The sequence below is a fragment of the Flagellimonas pacifica genome (genome assembly GCF_900215465.1).
GTDB lineage: Bacteria > Bacteroidota > Bacteroidia > Flavobacteriales > Flavobacteriaceae > Flagellimonas > Flagellimonas pacifica.
The window spans coordinates 592,112-609,906 of record NZ_OBEH01000003.1 but is presented as its reverse complement, the minus strand read 5'-3'; the positions used below and the strand labels follow the sequence as shown (position 1 = coordinate 609,906).

The window sequence follows — 17,795 nt, the reverse complement described above, 5'->3', positions numbered from 1 at the left end:
TTCCATTCTTTTTCTATAACCTAAATTTATTTAACATAATATTAACATTTCGATTTATTGATTGCGTCGACACTCAAAATTGCAATTCATTAACTTTGAATCAGTTGCCTAAATTGAGCTTATGATTTTTAGAAATGTCAACATTGAACAAAAACTTCTAAAACTTAAGGATAGGCAAGAAATGGAAAGTCATATTTTAGCAGAAGTACATACTATCTTGACCAATTATTCCCAGCAAAAAAATGACATTGAAGCTGAACTAAATTCTAAAAACTCTTCCGACCTCAACGGGTTTAAGTTAGATCTTTTAAAAACCAGCGATATCTACCACTTAAATCAAATCAAAAAGATTTGTATTGATTATAGACTCCGTTTTTTGGACAGTCACTATTTTAAAGGAACTATTCCGCAAAAAACGGTTTCAAAAATCAAAAAACTGGAGACTTCTCATAACATTAAAATCAAAGGGTTTAAAATCGTGGCGCCTTCCAAACTTTTTAAATTAGAGGACAAAGACGATCCTTTGCTTTTTGCGCCAATTGGCAATGGTTATTTTTATTTAATAGATAAATGGGGTAATGACCTTCACCCCTTTAGAAAATTATTGGTCTGGCCTTTTAAGAACATTGTAAACCTATTGTTCTTTACCTTGTCAATCAGTTATTTTACCACACTACTCATTCCAGAAGGATTGTTCTCAAAAAACAATTCAATTGCGGAATTTTGGATTTTATACTTTTTTATGTTCAAAAGTATAGCAGCAGTCATTATTTTTTACGGTTTTGCCCAAGGTAAAAACTTTAATCCCGTTATTTGGAACAGCAAGTATTTTAATTCCTAGACTTATACTGTGGCCAGAGCGTACATTTTCTCTCGTTGCGCTTTAATCGATTTGTCAGACATATAGTCATCAAAGCTCAAGTAACGGTCAATACATCCTTTTGGAGTTATCTCAATAATTCTGGTTGCCACTGTATGAACAAATTCATGATCATGCGTGGTTAGCAAAATAGTACCCTTAAAATTTTTCAGAGAGTTGTTAAACGCAGTAATACTTTCCAAATCCAAATGGTTGGTGGGTTCATCCAACAATAACACATTGGCACGTAAAAGCATCATCCTGCTCAACATACAACGCACCTTTTCTCCTCCAGAAAGTACCGTGCATTTTTTTAACGCCTCTTCACCACTAAAAAGCATTTTACCCAAAAATCCACGTACGTAAACTTCTTCACGCTCTTCTTCAGTTTTTGTCCATTGACGCAACCAGTCTACCAAATTGATGTCCTCTTCAAAGTATTCTGAGTTATCTGCAGGTAAATACGATTGGGAGGTAGTCACCCCCCATTGATAAGATCCACTATTTGCCTTTGTTTTTCCATTAATAATATCATAAAAAGCAGTTGTTGCCCTTGAATCTTTAGATATGATCGCAACCTTGTCCCCTTTTGCCAAATTAATATTGACATCTTGGAACAACAAATCTCCATCTTCAGAAGTAGCTGAAAGTTTTTCAACATTTAGAATTTGATCACCAGCTTCTCGCTCGCGATCAAAAATAATGGCAGGATATCTTCTACTCGAAGGCTTAATATCTTCAATCTTGAGCTTATCCAACATCTTTTTACGGGATGTTGCTTGTTTACTTTTTGCAACGTTGGCACTAAAACGTTGAATGAACTCTTGAAGTTCTTTTGCCTTGTCCTCTGCTTTCTTATTCTGTTGTGCTCGTTGGCGGGCCGCTAATTGACTGCTTTCGTACCAGAATGTGTAGTTTCCAGAAAACAAGTTGATCTTTCCAAAATCAATATCTGCAATGCTTGTACAAACTGCATCCAAAAAGTGCCTATCGTGAGATACCACGATCACAGTATTATCATAATGTGCCAAAAAGTTTTCCAACCAGTTTATGGTTTCATAATCCAAATCATTGGTAGGCTCATCCATGATCAATACATCTGGGTTACCGAACAAGGCCTGGGCCAAAAGCACCCTTACCTTTAATTTGGAATCCAAATCTGCCATACTGGTATAATGGAACTCCTCTGTTATGCCCAGATTTGATAATAGTGCCGCCGCATCACTATCAGCGTTCCACCCGTTCATTTCTTCAAACTGCACTTGTAACTCCCCTATCTTTTCTGCATTTTCATCAGTATAGTCCGCATAGAGCGCATCAATCTCCTTTTTTATCTTGAATAATGGCTTATTACCCATTACAACTGACTCCAATACTGGGAATTCATCATAAGCGTTATGATTCTGCTCCAAAATGGACATCCTTTTGCCTGGTTCCAAATGCACACTGCCGGAGGTGGCATCAATTTGCCCAGACAATATCTTTAAAAAGGTAGATTTACCTGCGCCATTGGCACCAATTATTCCATAGCAATTCCCGTGCGTAAAGGTCACATTTACCTCATCAAATAGGATTCTCTTCCCAAACTGCACTGATAAATTAGATACTGATAACATGCAACTATTTATTTTTTTGCAAAAGTAGCCAAAACCGCCTCTTATTACCAATTTAAATGCACATTATTAAACTACACAAATACAATGTTTTACAACATTTAACTAGCTATTAACAAGATAGGCTTTTTGGTATTCTTAATTTTGTTTGTCAAACAAGTTGATTCTCTTTATGATAAGACTTTTACTCGGCCTCACCTTTTTATCCTTTTTGGCGTGCTCTGAAAAATCAGGGGAATGTCCTTCAGTTTTTTTTGGCGGGGAGATTGTCAACCCAACAAGTGAGTATGTTGTTCTTTACAGAAACGATACTTATATAGATTCCGTTAAACTGGATGAAGGCAATCGCTTTGCGTTTAATTTACAAGGTATTGAAGAAGGGCTCTACCATTTTGACCATAATCCTGAATTACAATATTTATATCTTCATGAAGGCGACAGTATACTTATCCGCTTGAATACCGTGGAATTTGACGAGTCACTCGTTTTTTCAGGTAAGGGAAGTGAAGTGAATAATTTCATGTTGGAGATGTTCCTAGCCTATGAACAAGAAGAACCATTGGTTTACTCCTACTACGGTCTTGAACCAGAGATATTCAATAAGAAATTGGATTCATTAAGACGTTTAAAGGTTCATCAGCTAGAAGAATTGGCCTCAGATTATCAAATCTCTGAAAGAGGTTTAAAATTGGCAAAGGCATCTATTGATTATAATAATTATATCTATAGAGAAAAATATCCTTTTAAACATAAGTGGAAAACTGGTGAAGATGTTATTCATGACCTATCCGATTCCTTTTATAGCTACAGAAGAAATATAGACCTAAACAACAAGGACTTAACATACTTTAGGCCATATTTTGATTTTATGAAAATTCACTTTGGCAACTTGTCCTATATGTCTTGTATGAAAAGCTGTGGCACTGATGAAGGACCTGTTAGTGAACTATTACATTTTAACAAGCATAAGCTTAAGCTTGTGGATAGCCTGGTTAAAGAAACGGAGTTACGGGATATTCTTTTTAGAAACATTGCTATGGATTATCTGCTTAAAGAACGAGGCGCCACCAATATGGAATGTCAGATTTTTATAGATAAATTCAGGTCTTTATCATCCAACGAAAAGCATAAAGACGAGATTACCCACTTGTACAGAGGCATTCAGAATTTGCAGCCCAAAAATGATGTTCCCGATTTGTTTGTTACGGATGTAAGCAATTCCAAGGTTTCTTTAAAAGAATTGAGCAATCAAAAAAAGGCCGTCTTTTATTTTTGGTCTGCTTCCCAAAAAAGACATTTTAAAAATATAACACGCCATATAGCCACCCTACAAGAAAAATATCCTGAATATACTTTTGTTGGTATAAATGTGAGAACTGGTTTTGAACGTTGGGCCAAAATGGTAGAGGAAAATCAGCTGGATAAAGGCAATCAATATCATGCAGATGATTTCGAAGAAATTCAAACCGCAATGATCATTGACAATTTAAACAAATGCGTGATTGTAGATGACAACCAGATTGTGGATGCATTTGCGAGCGTATATTCTTCCTTTAAATATTAAAAAGCCCTAAAAACCTAAGTTTATAGAGCTTCTTTACTATTAAGCATTGTTTTTTAGTTATTCCCTTTGCGGTAATCTGCCAAGAATTTTTCCAATCCAATATCAGTAAGTGGGTGCCTTAAAAGACCTTCAATAGAAGACAATGGACCTGTCATAACATCCGCTCCAATCTTGGCACAGTCTATTACGTGCATCGTATGGCGAATAGAAGCCGCCAAAATTTGGGTGTCAAACGCATAGTTGTCATAGATCTGACGGATTTCCGCAATGAGGTTCAATCCATCTGTAGAAATATCGTCCAACCTACCCAAAAACGGTGAAACATAGGTTGCGCCAGCTTTAGCTGCCAATAATGCTTGCCCTGCAGAAAAAACCAAAGTGCAATTGGTTCTGATTCCGTTATCTGAAAAATATTTCAATGCCTTGACCCCATCTCGGATCATAGGAACTTTTACCACAATCTGCTCATGCAATTTGGCCAGCTCCTCCCCTTCTTTTACCATGGCAGCAAATTCCGTTGATACCACTTCGGCAGAAACATCACCATCAACAATGTTACAGATATCTACATAGTGCTTTAGGATATTCTCTTTACCCGTTATACCTTCCTTGGCCATTAACGAAGGATTGGTTGTAACGCCATCCAAAACCCCAAGTTGTTGAGCTTCTGAAATTTGGTCCAGGTTGGCTGTATCAATAAAAAATTTCATTCTTATGTGCTGTTTTTAAGTTGTGTAGAAATGAATTAGTTGCGAATTTACAATAATAAGAAAGAAGCGTTGCCATTAATATTTGACAAAATACACGGCAATGGTTATTCCACCACCTGAATGGTAAACTCCCTTACGGTAGAATCTTCACATGTTGGGCTACCGTCATAACCATATTCATCATAAGATTCAACGGACAGCTCCACCTCAAATCTATAAACCCCCACTTCTTCTGGAGTACCATAAATTTCAATGGACCTTCTATCAAAATCTAAAAAAATTCCTGGAGGGAGATCGCCGTAAACATCAAAGTCATAAATATAATCGTTATCAAAAACTTCATTGCTTACCTCTGCAGTAATAACATCGTAATACTCTACGCCCAAAACCCCAATATCCAATCTTTTATTGTGAATTTCTGGGTTGATGTTAAATATACATTCGTGAATTTCATCGCAGCTACTGAAAAAAAACACCAGTGAAACTGCTACACTAACCTTAAATATGCTTTTGATTTTTTCCATGTCTTTGGATGAATCAAAAAACATGCCACAGCGCTATAGTTTATAGTGATTCAGTAGTAATTTCTCATAAACCCTGTCCGGTAGAATTCGCTTTAGGGATAATGAGAACTTCTGTAAAAATGCACCAACAGGATTATGAACCCTAGGCTTGCTCTTATTGATTATTTTATAAACGGCATGTGCTACCTGTATTGGATCTCCTCCACTGTCCACATCCCCATTTATACTTTGTAACGCTTGAGCATATTTTTCTTTATACGCAGAGCCCTCCAAAACCGGTGAATGATATCTTCCTGAAGCAATGTTTGTAGCAAAGTCGCCTGGTGCAATATTGGTGATCTTAATGCCAAACTCTTTGGTTTCCATCCTCAAAGCCTCCGTTATCAATCCCAGGGCACCTTTAGTGGCAGAATAGTATCCTCTAAATGGCAATCCCATATACCCGGCAATTGAGGTAATGTTAATGATAAGTCCACCTCCCTGTTTTCGCATTTGTGGTAGAACGGCCTTCATCATATGCACAGGGCCATGAAAATTTGTTTCGAATACATTTAAAATCTCTTCGTGGGGAGTTTCCTCCACAGGGCCAGTAATTCCTACCCCTGCATTGTTGATCAAAACATCAAGCCTTTTTTCTTTTGAGACAACTTGGGAAACAGCTTTTTGAATACTATCCGGTTGTTTCACATCCAATTGAAGCAGTTCAAAAGCATCAAAATCAGGATAATTTTTAGGATTTCTTGTAGTACCATAAACGGTAAAACCTTTGGTGGTCAAATAAGTTCCAATGGATTTCCCTATACCGGAAGACCCCCCAGTTATCAAAACAATTTTTTTATCCATTTTCACGGTTTGTTTTTGAATTGGAAAGATACATGATTATGAGAATTTAGGGCACAAAAAAAGGCAAGCTACCTACATCGCACCGCTACGACCGCATACCCTTGCTGCGTTCCCACCCTGGGGGATTTTGCAGGAGCTGGTCGTGTAGGACTTGCCAAGGACAAATATACGACCTTTTAAATTTGCTGCAATCCTATTTCATCCTTAATTTCGATGAACAAGGTCATAAAAATGAAACAAGCAATTAAAACCATGGTCAAGTTATTTTCTATCGGCGGGTTCTTACTTTTTTTCTTGGGTTGCGGAGGCGATTCAGACCCATCAAAACTCTTTGATATTCAATTGGAAGGAAACAAAAATAAGTTTCAACACAACCAAGAGGTCGGTGTGTCCATAAAAAACAAAAAAGATCTTGAAGTATCTAAAGTGACCTATTTTATAGAAGGCAAAGAATTGCCTTTGAGCAATGGGAAAATCAAATTGGATATGCCCACATTGGGAAATAAAGTCCTTATGGCCAATATCAGCTTTGAGGAACGTTCCGTAGAAATTCAAAAAAAGATTCGACTTTTGTCCGCTAATGCCCCCGAGGTTTATACCTACGAGATCGTCAATACCTATCCCCACGATCCAACAGCCTATACCCAAGGACTAGAGTTCAGCAATGGAACATTATTTGAAAGTACTGGAAAAATGGGCGCCTCTACCGTAAGAAAGGTAAATTTTGAGACTGGAGAGATTATTCAAAAAATAGATTTGGACAAAACCGTTTTTGGGGAAGGAATCACCTTACTGAACGATAAGCTTTACCATCTTACATGGAAAGGTGGGATTGGTTATGTGTACAACCCGTCTAATCTGGAAAAAATAAAAAATTTCAGCTACGGCGAAAGTCGTGAGGGTTGGGGTTTGTGCAATGATGGCAAAAAATTGTTCAAAAGTGATGGAACGGAAAAAATCTGGTTTTTAAATCCCGAGTCTTTAGAGGAACAAGGGTATATTGAAACGGTCACCAACAAATCCATCTTTAATATGGCAAATGAATTGGAGTACGTTAATGGGAAAATCTACGCCAATGTCTATCAAAAAGAAAGTATGATGATCATTGATGCAACTTCAGGGGCCATAGAAGGTGTAATTAATTTTGGAGGGCTTAAAAGCAAGATAAACAAAGGACCGCAATGGGACGAGGGCAATTCCGTGCTCAATGGAGTGGCCTACCATAAGGAACGTGAAACCTTTTTTGTTACGGGTAAAAACTGGGATAAGCTTTTTGAGGTCAAAATCCGAAAGAAAAATTAATGCATACATACACCCAAACCTTTCCTGTTGAACAAAACCATTTGGATGAACTGAACCATGTAAACAATATTAAGTATGTGGAGTGGATTCAAGATGTTTCAAAAAAGCATTGGTTTAAAGCAACTACCAAAGTAATTAGGGATGATATGGTATGGGTGGTCAAAAATCATAATATCACCTATTCCAAATCTGCAGTACTGGGAGACACCATTGAGGTATTTACCTATATTAAGGACACCAAAGGACCTTTATCCATAAGGGTTGTGGAAATCAAAAACAATAAAACAGGCCAAATATTGGTTAAGGCATGTACGGAATGGTGTCTTTTGGATGCAAAAACATTTAAACCAAAACGCGTTCCAGAATCCATACAAAATCTATTTGCCAAAACGTGAACCGTAGGTATTTAAAATTGGGCAGTATTGTTTTTGGGTTGGTCCTTGCCATCTCATGGAGCTCATGTCGAAAAGATTTTGATTACGTACCCAGCTCTGGCAATCTCCAATTTTCCAAGGACACCGTTTTTTTAGACACTATTTTCACCAATATTGGCAGCAGTACCTATACCCTCAAGGTCTATAACAGGAGTAATGAGGATATTCTTATTCCATTTGTGGGCCTTAAAGATGGTCAGAACAGCAGCTACAGAATCAATGTGGACGGGCAAGCCGGAAAAGAGTTCAACAATATACCGTTATTGGCCAAAGACAGTCTTTTTGTGTTCATAGAGACCACTTTTGATGTTCCCCAAACCGCAGAGAATGAATTTTTGCACACCGACGCCATACTGTTTGGCAATGGTGCCAATCAACAAGAAGTGCAGTTGGTTACCCTGGTCAAGGATGCCGTTTTTTTGTATCCCCGCACACTGTCTAACGGTACAAAGGAGTCACTCCTTTTGGGTATAGATGAAGATGGAAAAGAAATATGGGTTGAAGGGTTCTTTCTAGAACCTGATGAGCTACAGTTCTCCAAAGAAAAACCCTATGTTGTCTACGGATATGCAGCTGTTTCCATAGGGAACACATTGGTTATGGAAGCAGGTACGCGCGTGCATTTCCACAAAAACTCGGGGATTTTGGTCAGTGAAGGAGCTTCCCTAAACATTAATGGTGCGCTAAGCGATGATCAAGAAGTTTTGAAAAACGAAGTTGTTTTTGAAGGTGACCGCTTAGAGCCTACCTATGCAGATGAACCAGGCCAATGGGGAACCATTTGGATTAGAAAAGGCAGCAGCAACAACCATATTTCTCATCTTACCATTAAAAATGCAACTGTGGGCCTACGGGTAGATGGTAATGATATTTTGACCGAACCAACCCTAACGCTCAAAAATGTACAAATTTATAATAGCCAAAGCCATAACCTTTGGGCCACAACTGCAAACATTACTGCTGAAAATACGGTGCTGGGCAGTGCCGGGGGCAGTTCTTTTTATGGCAGCCTAGGCGGAAAATATTCTTTTACCCATTGTACTATTGCCAATTACTGGACCAATGGTCCACGCTCCAGCACTTCGCTTTTGCTGGACAACTTTACCACGGCCGCCAATGGCCAGACCCTCACCTCAGATCTGGAGTATGCCACTTTTGTAAATTGTATTGTGGATGGCACGCAACCCATAGAATTTTCGTTTTTACAGGATTCAGGGGCAGCTTTCAACTTCAACTTTAAAAATTGCCTCTTAAAATTCAATGACTCCAACAATCAATTTACAAACAACCCCCTATATGATTTTGATGATGCCGACCATTATCAGAACAGCATTTTTGACGAAGATCCAGATTTTCAAAAACCATTTGAAAATCAATTTAATATAGGAAACAGCTCAGCGGCAATCAACCTTGCAGACCCCAGTATTTTTCCACCAATAATCACCGATATTTTAGGGAAGGATAGAACAGTGGATCCCGATATTGGTGCGTATGAAAACAGCGTAGATTAGTAGGTTTTAGCTAAAAACAATATTATTTTAACGAAAAATCCTTCATTTTGGGGGAAACCTGCAATTTTTTTAAGGGAAAACTGCAATGAGTTTTTTTTACTCGTTAGTAACTTGCACCCAGTAGATTAGCGATGAATTACACCTACCTAATAATAGATTCTAATGCGAGCTCCAAGCTACAATTGCAAGTTTATTTGCAAGAGTACGGAGATTTCTCATGTGTAGGTATCGCCAAAGATGAGACCGAAGGGCTAAACGCCATTCTAAAGTTTGTGCCAGATGTTGTGCTCATTAACCTTAATGAAGATGGCATGACCTATTTTCAAATGGTCTCTGAGCTTAGCCAGTTTGTTAAGACACTACCTATTATTATAGGCTACTCCCCTACCAAAAAGTATGCATATAACGCCATAAAGAGCAGCTTTTTTGATTATTGGGTCTTACCACATAATGAATTTGACATTCGTAAGACCATATTGCGTCTCAGAAAAAAGCACCCTAAGCACCATATGCCCTCTACCATATGTTTAAAATCTTATAATGATTACCGCTATCTGGATACCGATGAGATTTTATACCTAAAATCTGACAACAACGCCACAGACTTCTTTATGAAGGACGGCAACGTGGTAAGTGCCTTTAAAACATTAAAATCTTTTGAGCAGCGTTTGCCCAAAAGCTTTATCAGAATACACCAAAGCTATATACTAAACAGCAGGTATGTTTCCCGCATAAACTACGGAAAATCTATTTGCACACTACGTAACGAGAGCGAGGAGGAACTCCCCTTTTCCAAAACCTATAAGGACAAGATAGATGCCCTAAAGGATATGCTCTCCAAAACGGCCATTAAATCACTTAATTAGTGTAATTCTTACAGTTTTCCTTGAAATTCTCTCAAAATTGGTACGGATACTAAAACAATCCGTACCATGCACTGTTCACTCCCCTCTCATAATATCTTGGCTGCATTAACCAGAAGTTCTAACCTAAAACACCCTAGTATTATGAAAAAAGTATTCAGTATTATCGCATTAGCCGTATTGACTCTTGGAATGTTTTCTTGTGAAGCTGAGACCGATGTTAAAGAAACCGAAGCCCTAATGGCTGAATTGGGAGACCAAGATTCTTCTACTGGTTCATCTTCTCAAAGTGATGATAGAAACTAAGGTACCATCTTGAATTTTAAGTTATATCAAGATGAAAATATTAACCTCAAAAATCACATGTATAATTGCCGTTTTTTTTCTGCTGTCCTGCAATAGTAGCTCAACTGATAAAAATGCGTCTCTTTCAGAAGACATGGCAATATCAAAAGTAGATAGGAAAAAGATTGACCAAAGCAATGTTGACAATTACATCATAAAAAGCAATTTTTCCGCTTTGCAGTCCACAATGGATGATGATAGAGAATTGTAACCATTGAACAGTTTTAAAACATAGCCCCTTATCGTATATGGTTTGGGGCTTTTTTTTTACCTTGTAGTAAAAGAAAACAAACATTTGCTTACTTTTTAGTACACTCAATTGAAAAACAAGGCATTAACATTATTTTTAATTCTTTTAGCCTGCTGCGGAAAACAAACCCGTGACCAAACGGTTGTTGATACTCCCGAATCTGTGCTCATAAACAAGTGGATCAACATTGCAAGGGATAGCACCCAACTATCCATGGATGAGCGCAAGCAGTATTTGGTAAAAGCTACGGAAAAGGCTTCCGATCTGTCTAACGATACCATTAGCTTGGATCATCTGTCCAGAGTTTCTTTGGCCTACAAAAGATTACAAGATTCAACAGGTTTTAGGAACATGAACCAAGAGGTCATGGATTTATCGGGAGACAGAAAAATATACAAGGCCCTTGGGGAATCCCATTGGGATTTGGCAGCGTTCTTTAAATCTTATGGGGTTATGGACAGTGCCTATTTCCACTACAAAAAGGCTTACAAAGGCTTTGATCAGATGCCTGTGGATTCTACCTCTCTTTCATTAAGAGGTAGGATTTTATACAGCATGGGAAGGATTCAAAACTACTTTAAGGATTATTTGGGTGCTGAGGTAAACATTACCGAAGCCTTACGGATTTTTGAAGATTTGGAAGACTACAAAAGATTGTACAATTGCAATAACATTTTGGGAATCACAGCTCAAGGCATGAACAACTCTACAAAATCTTTAGAGTATTTCAAAAAGGCAGGAGCTGATATAGGAAAATTTAATTCTATCGATAAAACTTCCTATATGTGGGAGAACAAGAACAATATAGCCTATGACTACCTAAGAAACATGGAATATTCAAAATCCGCCAATGCATATCTAGAACTTTATAATGATAAAAGTTTAAGTGTAGAGAACCCTGCTTTGTACTCTAAGGTATTAACAAGTCGTGGCTATTCTATTTTCAAAGGAGAAAAGGATTTTGGTGAAGCAAAAAAAATGTTCCAAAAAGCAATCAGTTTAAACGACAGCATATCACTGTCAGTAGAAAATGACCAAGCACGGGCTAAGCAATATTATGCAGAGTTGTTAGCAACAGAAGGAGATTCAACCTTGGCCAAACAATATGCAAAAGAATCATTGGCTATTGCCAAAGAAACTTCTAACAATGACCATCATTTGGAGGTATTAAGGCTTCTAACTACGATTGATGCTGAAAATGCAGTAGCCTATTCCAATGAGTATTATACCTTAAATGAACAAATAAAAGATGAAGAACGGGCGATCAGGGATAAATTTGCCCGTATCCGTTTAGAGACGGATGAAGTGATCCAAAGAAATGAGTTGCTCTCCAAACAAAAACAAATATGGACCGGTGTGGCCCTTGGATTGTTACTTTTAGGAGCGGCCTTCTTTATAATTGTCTCGCAGCGCATCAGCAACAACAAACTTAAATTTGAACAAAAGCAGCAAGAGAGCAACCAAGAGATCTATAACCTAATGTTGTCCCAGCATGGAAAACTTGAGGAAGGCAAGCAGTTGGAGCAAAAGCGTATCTCAGAAGAGTTGCATGATGGTGTTTTGGGAGAAATGTTGGGGATACGACTCATTTTAAGCAAACTAAACAACAAGGATGATGAAGCATCTGTACAATTCCGGGCGCAACTTATAGAAAAGCTGCAGGAACAAGAGGAAGAGATCAGGACCATTTCGCACGAACTGAGCGATGCATCCTACCAAAAATTTTATAACTTTATTGTATCTCTGGAAGATTTGATCAATAACATTGGTGAGTCTTCAGGGATTTCATGTTCTTTTACATACGCAGAAGGAGTGGAATGGGACAATCTTGATGGTGATATAAAGATCAATATTTACCGTATTGTCCAAGAATCTCTTCAGAACTGCGTTAAACATGCCCAATGCCACAATGCAAAGGTTGCTTTTGAAATTGTGGACAATCTACTGGAGTTGAAAATCTCTGATGATGGTGTAGGTTTTGATACCGGTAAAGGAAAGGGCAAAAGGGGCATTGGCCTACGTAATGTAATTTCGAGGGTCAAGAAAATGAACGGAACCCTTAATATTGACAGTAAAAAAGGAAAGGGTACTACCATTACGGTAACACTGCCCTATGATGACATAAGACCAGAAGATCCTAAATATATATAGTATAGATCAGAAACAAATGATCAATGTAAATGTTTAGGACCAACCAAAAAACAACACTATGCAAACACTTAGAATTTTAGCCATAGACGACCATGAAATGACCATGTTGGGATATAAGTTTATCCTTGAAGGGATGGTTTTTGAAGGGTATAATATTATAGTGGATACCGCCAACACCTATGATCAAGGCAAAAAAATGATCGAGGATTCGGTTAACTCATTTAAATATGATATCCTGTTCTTGGATGTGCAATTGTTTCCTCCCAACGAGCACCAGCCCGTAACAGGGGAAAATTTGGGGGTAATGGCCCGTAAACTGGTGCCCGAGACCAAAATAGTGTTCATGTCCTCTTTTAGTGACAGCTATAGGATCAATAGCATTCTTAAATCTGTAGATCCAGACGGGTATCTGGTAAAAACGGATATAGATCCCAAAACTTTGGAAGATGCCGTTAAAGTTGTTACGCTAAACCCTCCTTATTATTCCTCTAAGGCCCTTTCTGCCATTAGAAAGAAAATGGCCAATGACATCAGTTTGGATGAAAAGGATAAAAAGATATTGTACCATCTTTCCATTGGCACCAAAAACAAAGATTTGGAGAACTACATACAGTTGTCCCCTTCTTCCATAGAGAACAGAAAGCGGCATTTAAAATCGCTTTTTGGTACTGAGAACGAGAATGACCTTGCCTTGATATTGGCTGCAAAAAACAGAGGTTTCATTTAAAATTCCATACCTCCTTTTGGTTTGTCCATTCACAAGAAAGTCATTTTTTGTGGTGTTTTTTTCAAAAAAAACGTGCAAATAGGGGAAAACCCCCAGAATTTTTAAGGTTTTCCTCCAACCTGAAAATAAAGATTCGTTTTAACTTTGAGAGAGAACATTCAAGCAAAACCACAAAACATGCCATTCCAAAAAAAAGTCAACCCTAATTTCCCCCTAAGCGGTATACGGACTTTTGTTACCGCGGATGGGTTAAATGAGTTCATCAAAGTTCTGGAGAAAGAATTTTTTGCAGAAGTAGGAGTACAATGCCGTTATCATACCAATAATGAGAAAACAGACCTGGTCTTAGACCTCTATTGTAATTTTGGGCTAACCGAAAGTCTCCACCATTTTAATAATGGTGACTGGGGCGGTTTTGCCTGTATTGAAAAAGAAGGTACAGTTACATCCGCTTTTGATGCTGCCTTTCAAAAACTGGGCGCCAACAATAACAATACCGTAGATATTGCAGAACTTTCACTGCATTTTAGGGATACATCTTTAATAATTACAAGAATCTATGACCATAGTATTCCTGAACAATTAGAAGATGTTATATCCAAAGCCAGTGAGCACTTTGTGTATTTTACCAGAGGTCTCACCCAAATGCCCTATGAAATTTTTGTTCCGGTCTTTGAGGACAAACAAAAAGAAGACGCCAAGGTCATAAATGATCAAAAACCATATTTTGACTATTGGGGCCTCTATTTTGAAGATGACCTACAACACGATGTGATTGTATATAACCTAAAAACAAAACAGCTCCGAAAAGAAGATTTCTTTCTTTTGGATTAAGACAATAAAACCCTTGCTTTAATAAGCACAGGTAGTTTCTATTTTGTAGTGAATAAAGGTCGTGACTTCATTAAGTCATTGACCTTTGTTTTTATTTGTGCAATATGCGCTTCATCACCAGGATTTGTGATTACCTCATCAATAAAGCCAACAATGGTCTCCATGTCAGACTCTACAAGCCCACGCGTGGTTATTGCAGGCGTCCCAAATCTAACCCCAGAAGTAATGAACGGGGATTGATCATCAAATGGCACCATATTTTTATTGGCCGTAATTGCAGCAAGTTCCAAGGCTTTTTCAGCGTCCTTACCTGTAATGTTCTTGTTTCTGAGATCAATCAACATCATATGGTTGTCCGTTCCGCCAGAGATTACTTTGTAATCTCTTTTCATAAATGCTTTGGCCATGGCATCCGCATTTTTCTTCACTTGCAGCATATAATGTAAAAAGTCATCAGAAAGTGCCTCGCCAAAAGCCACTGCCTTTGCAGCTATGATATGCTCCAATGGTCCTCCTTGATTGCCTGGGAACACTGCCAAGTCCAGTAAACCGGACATTTTACGTAGGTTTCCGTTCTTAAGCCTAATTCCAAAAGGGTTTTCAAAATTCTCTCCCATTAATATAAGACCTCCCCTAGGGCCTCTCAATGTTTTATGGGTAGTTGTTGTAACTATATGGCAATGTGGTATAGGGTCGTTCATGATTCCTTTGGCAATCAATCCTGCAGGATGTGATATATCTGCCAATAATATGGCATTCACGCTATCTGCTATCTCCCTAAACCTTTTAAAGTCCATATCACGGGAATATGCAGAAGCCCCGGCAATGATCATCTTTGGCTTCTCTTTGGTTGCAATTTCCTGAATCTTATCATAATTCAAAGTTCCCGTTTCCTCATCCACACCATAAAAAACAGGATTGTACAATTTTCCAGAGAAATTCACCGGTGATCCATGGGTAAGATGTCCTCCATGCGAAAGGTCAAAACCTAAAATGGTATCCCCTGGCTTCAAACAAGCATGGTAGACCGCTGCGTTGGCCTGAGAACCAGAATGTGGCTGTACATTGGCATAAACAGCACCAAAAAGCTCCTTGGCCCGGTCTATGGCCAATTGTTCAACCTCGTCAACTACCTCACAACCTCCATAATAACGCTTTCCGGGATATCCCTCAGCATATTTGTTGGTTAACACAGAACCTGCAGCCTCCATTACCTGAGGGCTTGTAAAATTCTCTGAAGCTATAAGTTCAATCCCTTCTAGCTGTCTATTTCTTTCATCCTCGATGAGGTCAAAAATTTGGTGGTCTCTTTGCATCTGCCTTTTAAATTTAAGAAGTCCCAAAATTACGAATAGAATAGGAATTTGAACCTAAAAAAAATGACACTGAAAGGTATTTTATCAAATGGCAATTAACAATATGCTTTCACTTCAGAATTATTAAAAAAAGTACATTTTTTGTGTATTTCATCGAAATTATACTACCATATATCCTTTTTCGTTACTAGAATATAGGTTTTTGGCACGGCTGTTGGAAACCAACTAAAAACCATAAAATCAAAAAGCCATGAAAAAACTATTACTCATTAGCACATTAATTCTGCTTGCCGCTTGTGGCGGTGTAAAGAAAACCCAGGAGGCATTGAACAGTGGCAACTATATTTCGGCCATGAACAAAGCCATTAAAAACCTTGCGGAAAACAAAACCAAAAAAGGACATCAAGCATATGTTTTGCTCTTAGAGGACGCTTTTGTCAAAAATGCTCAGCGTGAAATGGAGCAAATATCCTTTTTAGAAGGAGATGGTAATCCTGCAAACTTGGAAACCATATACAACAAATACTTGCAACTGAAACAGATTCAGGAGCGAATTAGGCCGTTAATGCCACTTCCTATTTATGATGAAAACAGGAATGCCTCGTTTGATTTTGTAAACTATGACTCAAGAATTGTAGCTACAAAAAATAACCTATCTGAGTATTTATACAGCAATGCCAATAATCTTTTGACCTCCGCTAACGAAAAGGAAGATTATAGAGCTGCTTATAGCGAATTGAAATATTTACAGGAAATAAACCCAGGTTACAAAGAAACCATTGCCAAAATGGACGATGCCTATGCCAAAGGGCTCGAATATGTGAGGGTAGAAATTGGTAATGGCACACAACAGATTATTCCTGAACGATTGGAAGACGAACTATTGGATTTCAATGCGTATGGTATCAATGACTTTTGGATGGAGTACCATTCCAATCCGGTGACCAATATTAAATATGACTATGCGCTTAACCTTGACTTTAGGGAAATCAATGTTTCTCCAGAACAAGTAAACGAGAAGCAGATCATAAAAGAAAAACTGGTCAAAGACGGTTATAAATATGTATTGGACGATAATGGAAATGTAGCCAAGGACAGTCTTGGAAACGATATAAAAGTTGATAAGTTCAAAAAGGTGAAGTGCAATTTTTACCAGTTCACTCAATTTAAGACAGCCCAAATAGGAGCCAAAGTAAGTTTTACTGATTTAAAGAGCGGTCAGGAAATCAACTCTTATCCTTTAAGTAGTGAATTTGTCTTTGAGCACATATATGCCAACTATAGAGGAGATAAAAGAGCTTTGGATACTGATCTAATCACTTTACTGAATGTTAGGGCCGTTCCGTTCCCTACCAACGAACAGATGGTCTATGATGCCGGGGAGGACTTAAAATTAAGATTGAAGTCCATTATTACCCAGAACCGGTTTGTTGCGGATAATCAGTTCAATGATTAAAACAAATTATCGAATTGAGATTCAACAATATTATTCAAATGCCCCAGTTTGATTAAATAAAAAAGCCCCGGCTATTCGTCGGGGCTTTTTTTATACGTATTCCTGTAGATTTATATCCGAAATAGCCCCATGCGAAGTATGGAAGCTAACCTCTCCATTCTTAACAATCAATAATTGTGGAGATTGATGCATTACCTGAAACTTGGATGCTACGGCATTGGAAACATCACGATGCGCATGTAGGTCCAAAAAATAAATATCCTTTTCTTCGTTCAGGTTGTAAGATTCCGTGAACATGTTCAACACCATTCTACTTATTCCACAAGTGGTAGAGTGTTTAAAAATGAGTTGGGTTCTGGTTTTCGATTTTTCTGCAACCTCATCCAACTGCGCCATGTCTACCAAAGGTATCCATGGAATCTGTTTTTCTTCACGTTGTGTTTGCTCTTTTTTGCCAAATAAGTTGTCAAATATTCCCATGCATCAAATTTAC

At 38.0% G+C, this 17,795-nt stretch carries 18 protein-coding genes and 1 other RNA gene; 12 read left to right on the top strand and 7 right to left on the bottom strand.

Annotated features, from left to right (window positions below):
* The first annotated feature begins 121 nt into the window (after positions 1-121).
* Complete coding sequence (locus CRO15_RS12475) at positions 122-841, top strand: hypothetical protein (protein ID WP_097046142.1); 720 nt, start codon at positions 122-124, stop codon at positions 839-841.
* 2 nt (positions 842-843) lie between these two features.
* Here CRO15_RS12475 and CRO15_RS12470 read toward each other — a convergent pair whose 3' ends face one another.
* On the bottom strand, positions 844-2,475 hold the full coding sequence (locus CRO15_RS12470) for an ABC-F family ATP-binding cassette domain-containing protein (protein ID WP_097046141.1): 1,632 nt from the start codon (positions 2,473-2,475) through the stop codon (positions 844-846).
* Between the two features lie 169 nt (positions 2,476-2,644).
* Here CRO15_RS12470 and CRO15_RS12465 point away from each other — a divergent pair, with 169 nt between their 5' ends.
* Complete coding sequence (locus tag CRO15_RS12465) at positions 2,645-4,036, top strand: TlpA family protein disulfide reductase (RefSeq protein ID WP_097046140.1); 1,392 nt, start codon at positions 2,645-2,647, stop codon at positions 4,034-4,036.
* Between the two features lie 53 nt (positions 4,037-4,089).
* On the opposite strand, the gene fsa is transcribed toward CRO15_RS12465, so the two are convergent.
* The 4 genes from fsa to ffs all read right to left on the bottom strand — a co-directional run bounded on the left by fsa (position 4,090) and on the right by ffs (position 6,270).
* Complete coding sequence (fsa, locus tag CRO15_RS12460; RefSeq protein WP_097046139.1) at positions 4,090-4,746, bottom strand: fructose-6-phosphate aldolase; 657 nt, start codon at positions 4,744-4,746, stop codon at positions 4,090-4,092.
* A 104-nt stretch (positions 4,747-4,850) separates the two neighbouring features.
* Positions 4,851-5,270 carry a hypothetical protein gene (locus tag CRO15_RS12455; RefSeq protein ID WP_133067248.1) on the bottom strand — a complete coding sequence of 140 codons (420 nt, stop codon included), beginning with the start codon at positions 5,268-5,270 and terminating at the stop codon, positions 4,851-4,853.
* 33 nt (positions 5,271-5,303) lie between these two features.
* Positions 5,304-6,113: an SDR family oxidoreductase gene (locus CRO15_RS12450; protein WP_097046137.1), complete on the bottom strand. Its 810-nt coding sequence runs from the start codon at positions 6,111-6,113 to the stop codon at positions 5,304-5,306.
* 58 nt (positions 6,114-6,171) lie between these two features.
* Positions 6,172-6,270: signal recognition particle sRNA small type (gene ffs / locus CRO15_RS12445), an RNA gene on the bottom strand.
* Between the two features lie 74 nt (positions 6,271-6,344).
* Here ffs and CRO15_RS12440 point away from each other — a divergent pair.
* From CRO15_RS12440 to CRO15_RS12400, 9 genes are all read left to right on the top strand, one after another.
* Positions 6,345-7,415, top strand: coding sequence for a glutaminyl-peptide cyclotransferase (locus CRO15_RS12440; protein ID WP_313788663.1), 1,071 nt, complete (start codon positions 6,345-6,347; stop codon positions 7,413-7,415).
* Positions 7,415-7,810, top strand: a complete 396-nt coding sequence (locus CRO15_RS12435) for an acyl-CoA thioesterase (protein ID WP_097046136.1) — start codon at positions 7,415-7,417, stop codon at positions 7,808-7,810. The genes CRO15_RS12440 and CRO15_RS12435 overlap by 1 nt, the downstream gene beginning before the upstream one ends.
* Positions 7,807-9,360 carry a hypothetical protein gene (locus CRO15_RS12430; protein ID WP_243396964.1) on the top strand — a complete coding sequence of 518 codons (1,554 nt, stop codon included), beginning with the start codon at positions 7,807-7,809 and terminating at the stop codon, positions 9,358-9,360. The genes CRO15_RS12435 and CRO15_RS12430 overlap by 4 nt, the downstream gene beginning before the upstream one ends.
* Positions 9,361-9,491: 131 nt before the next feature.
* On the top strand, positions 9,492-10,226 hold the full coding sequence (locus tag CRO15_RS12425; protein ID WP_097046135.1) for a LytR/AlgR family response regulator transcription factor: 735 nt from the start codon (positions 9,492-9,494) through the stop codon (positions 10,224-10,226).
* 141 nt (positions 10,227-10,367) lie between these two features.
* On the top strand, positions 10,368-10,529 hold the full coding sequence (locus tag CRO15_RS19775; RefSeq protein ID WP_165769954.1) for a hypothetical protein: 162 nt from the start codon (positions 10,368-10,370) through the stop codon (positions 10,527-10,529).
* 31 nt (positions 10,530-10,560) lie between these two features.
* Positions 10,561-10,779 carry a hypothetical protein gene (locus tag CRO15_RS12415; protein WP_097046133.1) on the top strand — a complete coding sequence of 73 codons (219 nt, stop codon included), beginning with the start codon at positions 10,561-10,563 and terminating at the stop codon, positions 10,777-10,779.
* Between the two features lie 108 nt (positions 10,780-10,887).
* Positions 10,888-12,969 carry a tetratricopeptide repeat-containing sensor histidine kinase gene (locus CRO15_RS12410; protein ID WP_097046132.1) on the top strand — a complete coding sequence of 694 codons (2,082 nt, stop codon included), beginning with the start codon at positions 10,888-10,890 and terminating at the stop codon, positions 12,967-12,969.
* Positions 12,970-13,027: 58 nt separating this feature from the next.
* The gene (locus CRO15_RS12405) at positions 13,028-13,696 is read left to right on the top strand and encodes a response regulator transcription factor (RefSeq protein ID WP_097046131.1); all 669 of its coding nucleotides are present in this window, start codon (positions 13,028-13,030) and stop codon (positions 13,694-13,696) included.
* A 177-nt stretch (positions 13,697-13,873) separates the two neighbouring features.
* Positions 13,874-14,530 carry a hypothetical protein gene (locus CRO15_RS12400; protein WP_097046130.1) on the top strand — a complete coding sequence of 219 codons (657 nt, stop codon included), beginning with the start codon at positions 13,874-13,876 and terminating at the stop codon, positions 14,528-14,530.
* Positions 14,531-14,568: 38 nt separating this feature from the next.
* Here CRO15_RS12400 and glyA read toward each other — a convergent pair whose 3' ends face one another.
* The gene (gene glyA, locus CRO15_RS12395; protein WP_097046129.1) at positions 14,569-15,846 is read right to left on the bottom strand and encodes a serine hydroxymethyltransferase; all 1,278 of its coding nucleotides are present in this window, start codon (positions 15,844-15,846) and stop codon (positions 14,569-14,571) included.
* Between the two features lie 250 nt (positions 15,847-16,096).
* On the opposite strand from glyA, the gene CRO15_RS12390 reads away from it, so the two are divergent.
* Positions 16,097-17,302, top strand: a complete 1,206-nt coding sequence (locus CRO15_RS12390) for a hypothetical protein (protein ID WP_097046128.1) — start codon at positions 16,097-16,099, stop codon at positions 17,300-17,302.
* A 90-nt stretch (positions 17,303-17,392) separates the two neighbouring features.
* On the opposite strand, the gene ytxJ is transcribed toward CRO15_RS12390, so the two are convergent.
* Positions 17,393-17,782: a bacillithiol system redox-active protein YtxJ gene (gene ytxJ / locus CRO15_RS12385; protein ID WP_097046127.1), complete on the bottom strand. Its 390-nt coding sequence runs from the start codon at positions 17,780-17,782 to the stop codon at positions 17,393-17,395.
* Between the last annotated feature and the right edge of the window lie 13 nt (positions 17,783-17,795).

Bases quoted from the DNA above. Each gene is read 5' to 3' on its own strand.
- CRO15_RS12475 (WP_097046142.1), top strand. From the start codon at position 122: ATGATTTTTAGAAATGTCAACATTGAACAAAAACTTCTAAAACTTAAG.
- CRO15_RS12470 (WP_097046141.1), bottom strand. From the start codon at position 2,475: ATGTTATCAGTATCTAATTTATCAGTGCAGTTTGGGAAGAGAATCCTA.
- CRO15_RS12465 (WP_097046140.1), top strand. From the start codon at position 2,645: ATGATAAGACTTTTACTCGGCCTCACCTTTTTATCCTTTTTGGCGTGC.
- fsa (WP_097046139.1), bottom strand. From the start codon at position 4,746: ATGAAATTTTTTATTGATACAGCCAACCTGGACCAAATTTCAGAAGCT.
- CRO15_RS12455 (WP_133067248.1), bottom strand. From the start codon at position 5,270: ATGGAAAAAATCAAAAGCATATTTAAGGTTAGTGTAGCAGTTTCACTG.
- CRO15_RS12450 (WP_097046137.1), bottom strand. From the start codon at position 6,113: ATGGATAAAAAAATTGTTTTGATAACTGGGGGGTCTTCCGGTATAGGG.
- CRO15_RS12440 (WP_313788663.1), top strand. From the start codon at position 6,345: ATGAAACAAGCAATTAAAACCATGGTCAAGTTATTTTCTATCGGCGGG.
- CRO15_RS12435 (WP_097046136.1), top strand. From the start codon at position 7,415: ATGCATACATACACCCAAACCTTTCCTGTTGAACAAAACCATTTGGAT.
- CRO15_RS12425 (WP_097046135.1), top strand. From the start codon at position 9,492: ATGAATTACACCTACCTAATAATAGATTCTAATGCGAGCTCCAAGCTA.
- CRO15_RS19775 (WP_165769954.1), top strand. From the start codon at position 10,368: ATGAAAAAAGTATTCAGTATTATCGCATTAGCCGTATTGACTCTTGGA.
- CRO15_RS12415 (WP_097046133.1), top strand. From the start codon at position 10,561: ATGAAAATATTAACCTCAAAAATCACATGTATAATTGCCGTTTTTTTT.
- CRO15_RS12405 (WP_097046131.1), top strand. From the start codon at position 13,028: ATGCAAACACTTAGAATTTTAGCCATAGACGACCATGAAATGACCATG.
- CRO15_RS12400 (WP_097046130.1), top strand. From the start codon at position 13,874: ATGCCATTCCAAAAAAAAGTCAACCCTAATTTCCCCCTAAGCGGTATA.
- glyA (WP_097046129.1), bottom strand. From the start codon at position 15,846: ATGCAAAGAGACCACCAAATTTTTGACCTCATCGAGGATGAAAGAAAT.
- CRO15_RS12390 (WP_097046128.1), top strand. From the start codon at position 16,097: ATGAAAAAACTATTACTCATTAGCACATTAATTCTGCTTGCCGCTTGT.
- ytxJ (WP_097046127.1), bottom strand. From the start codon at position 17,782: ATGGGAATATTTGACAACTTATTTGGCAAAAAAGAGCAAACACAACGT.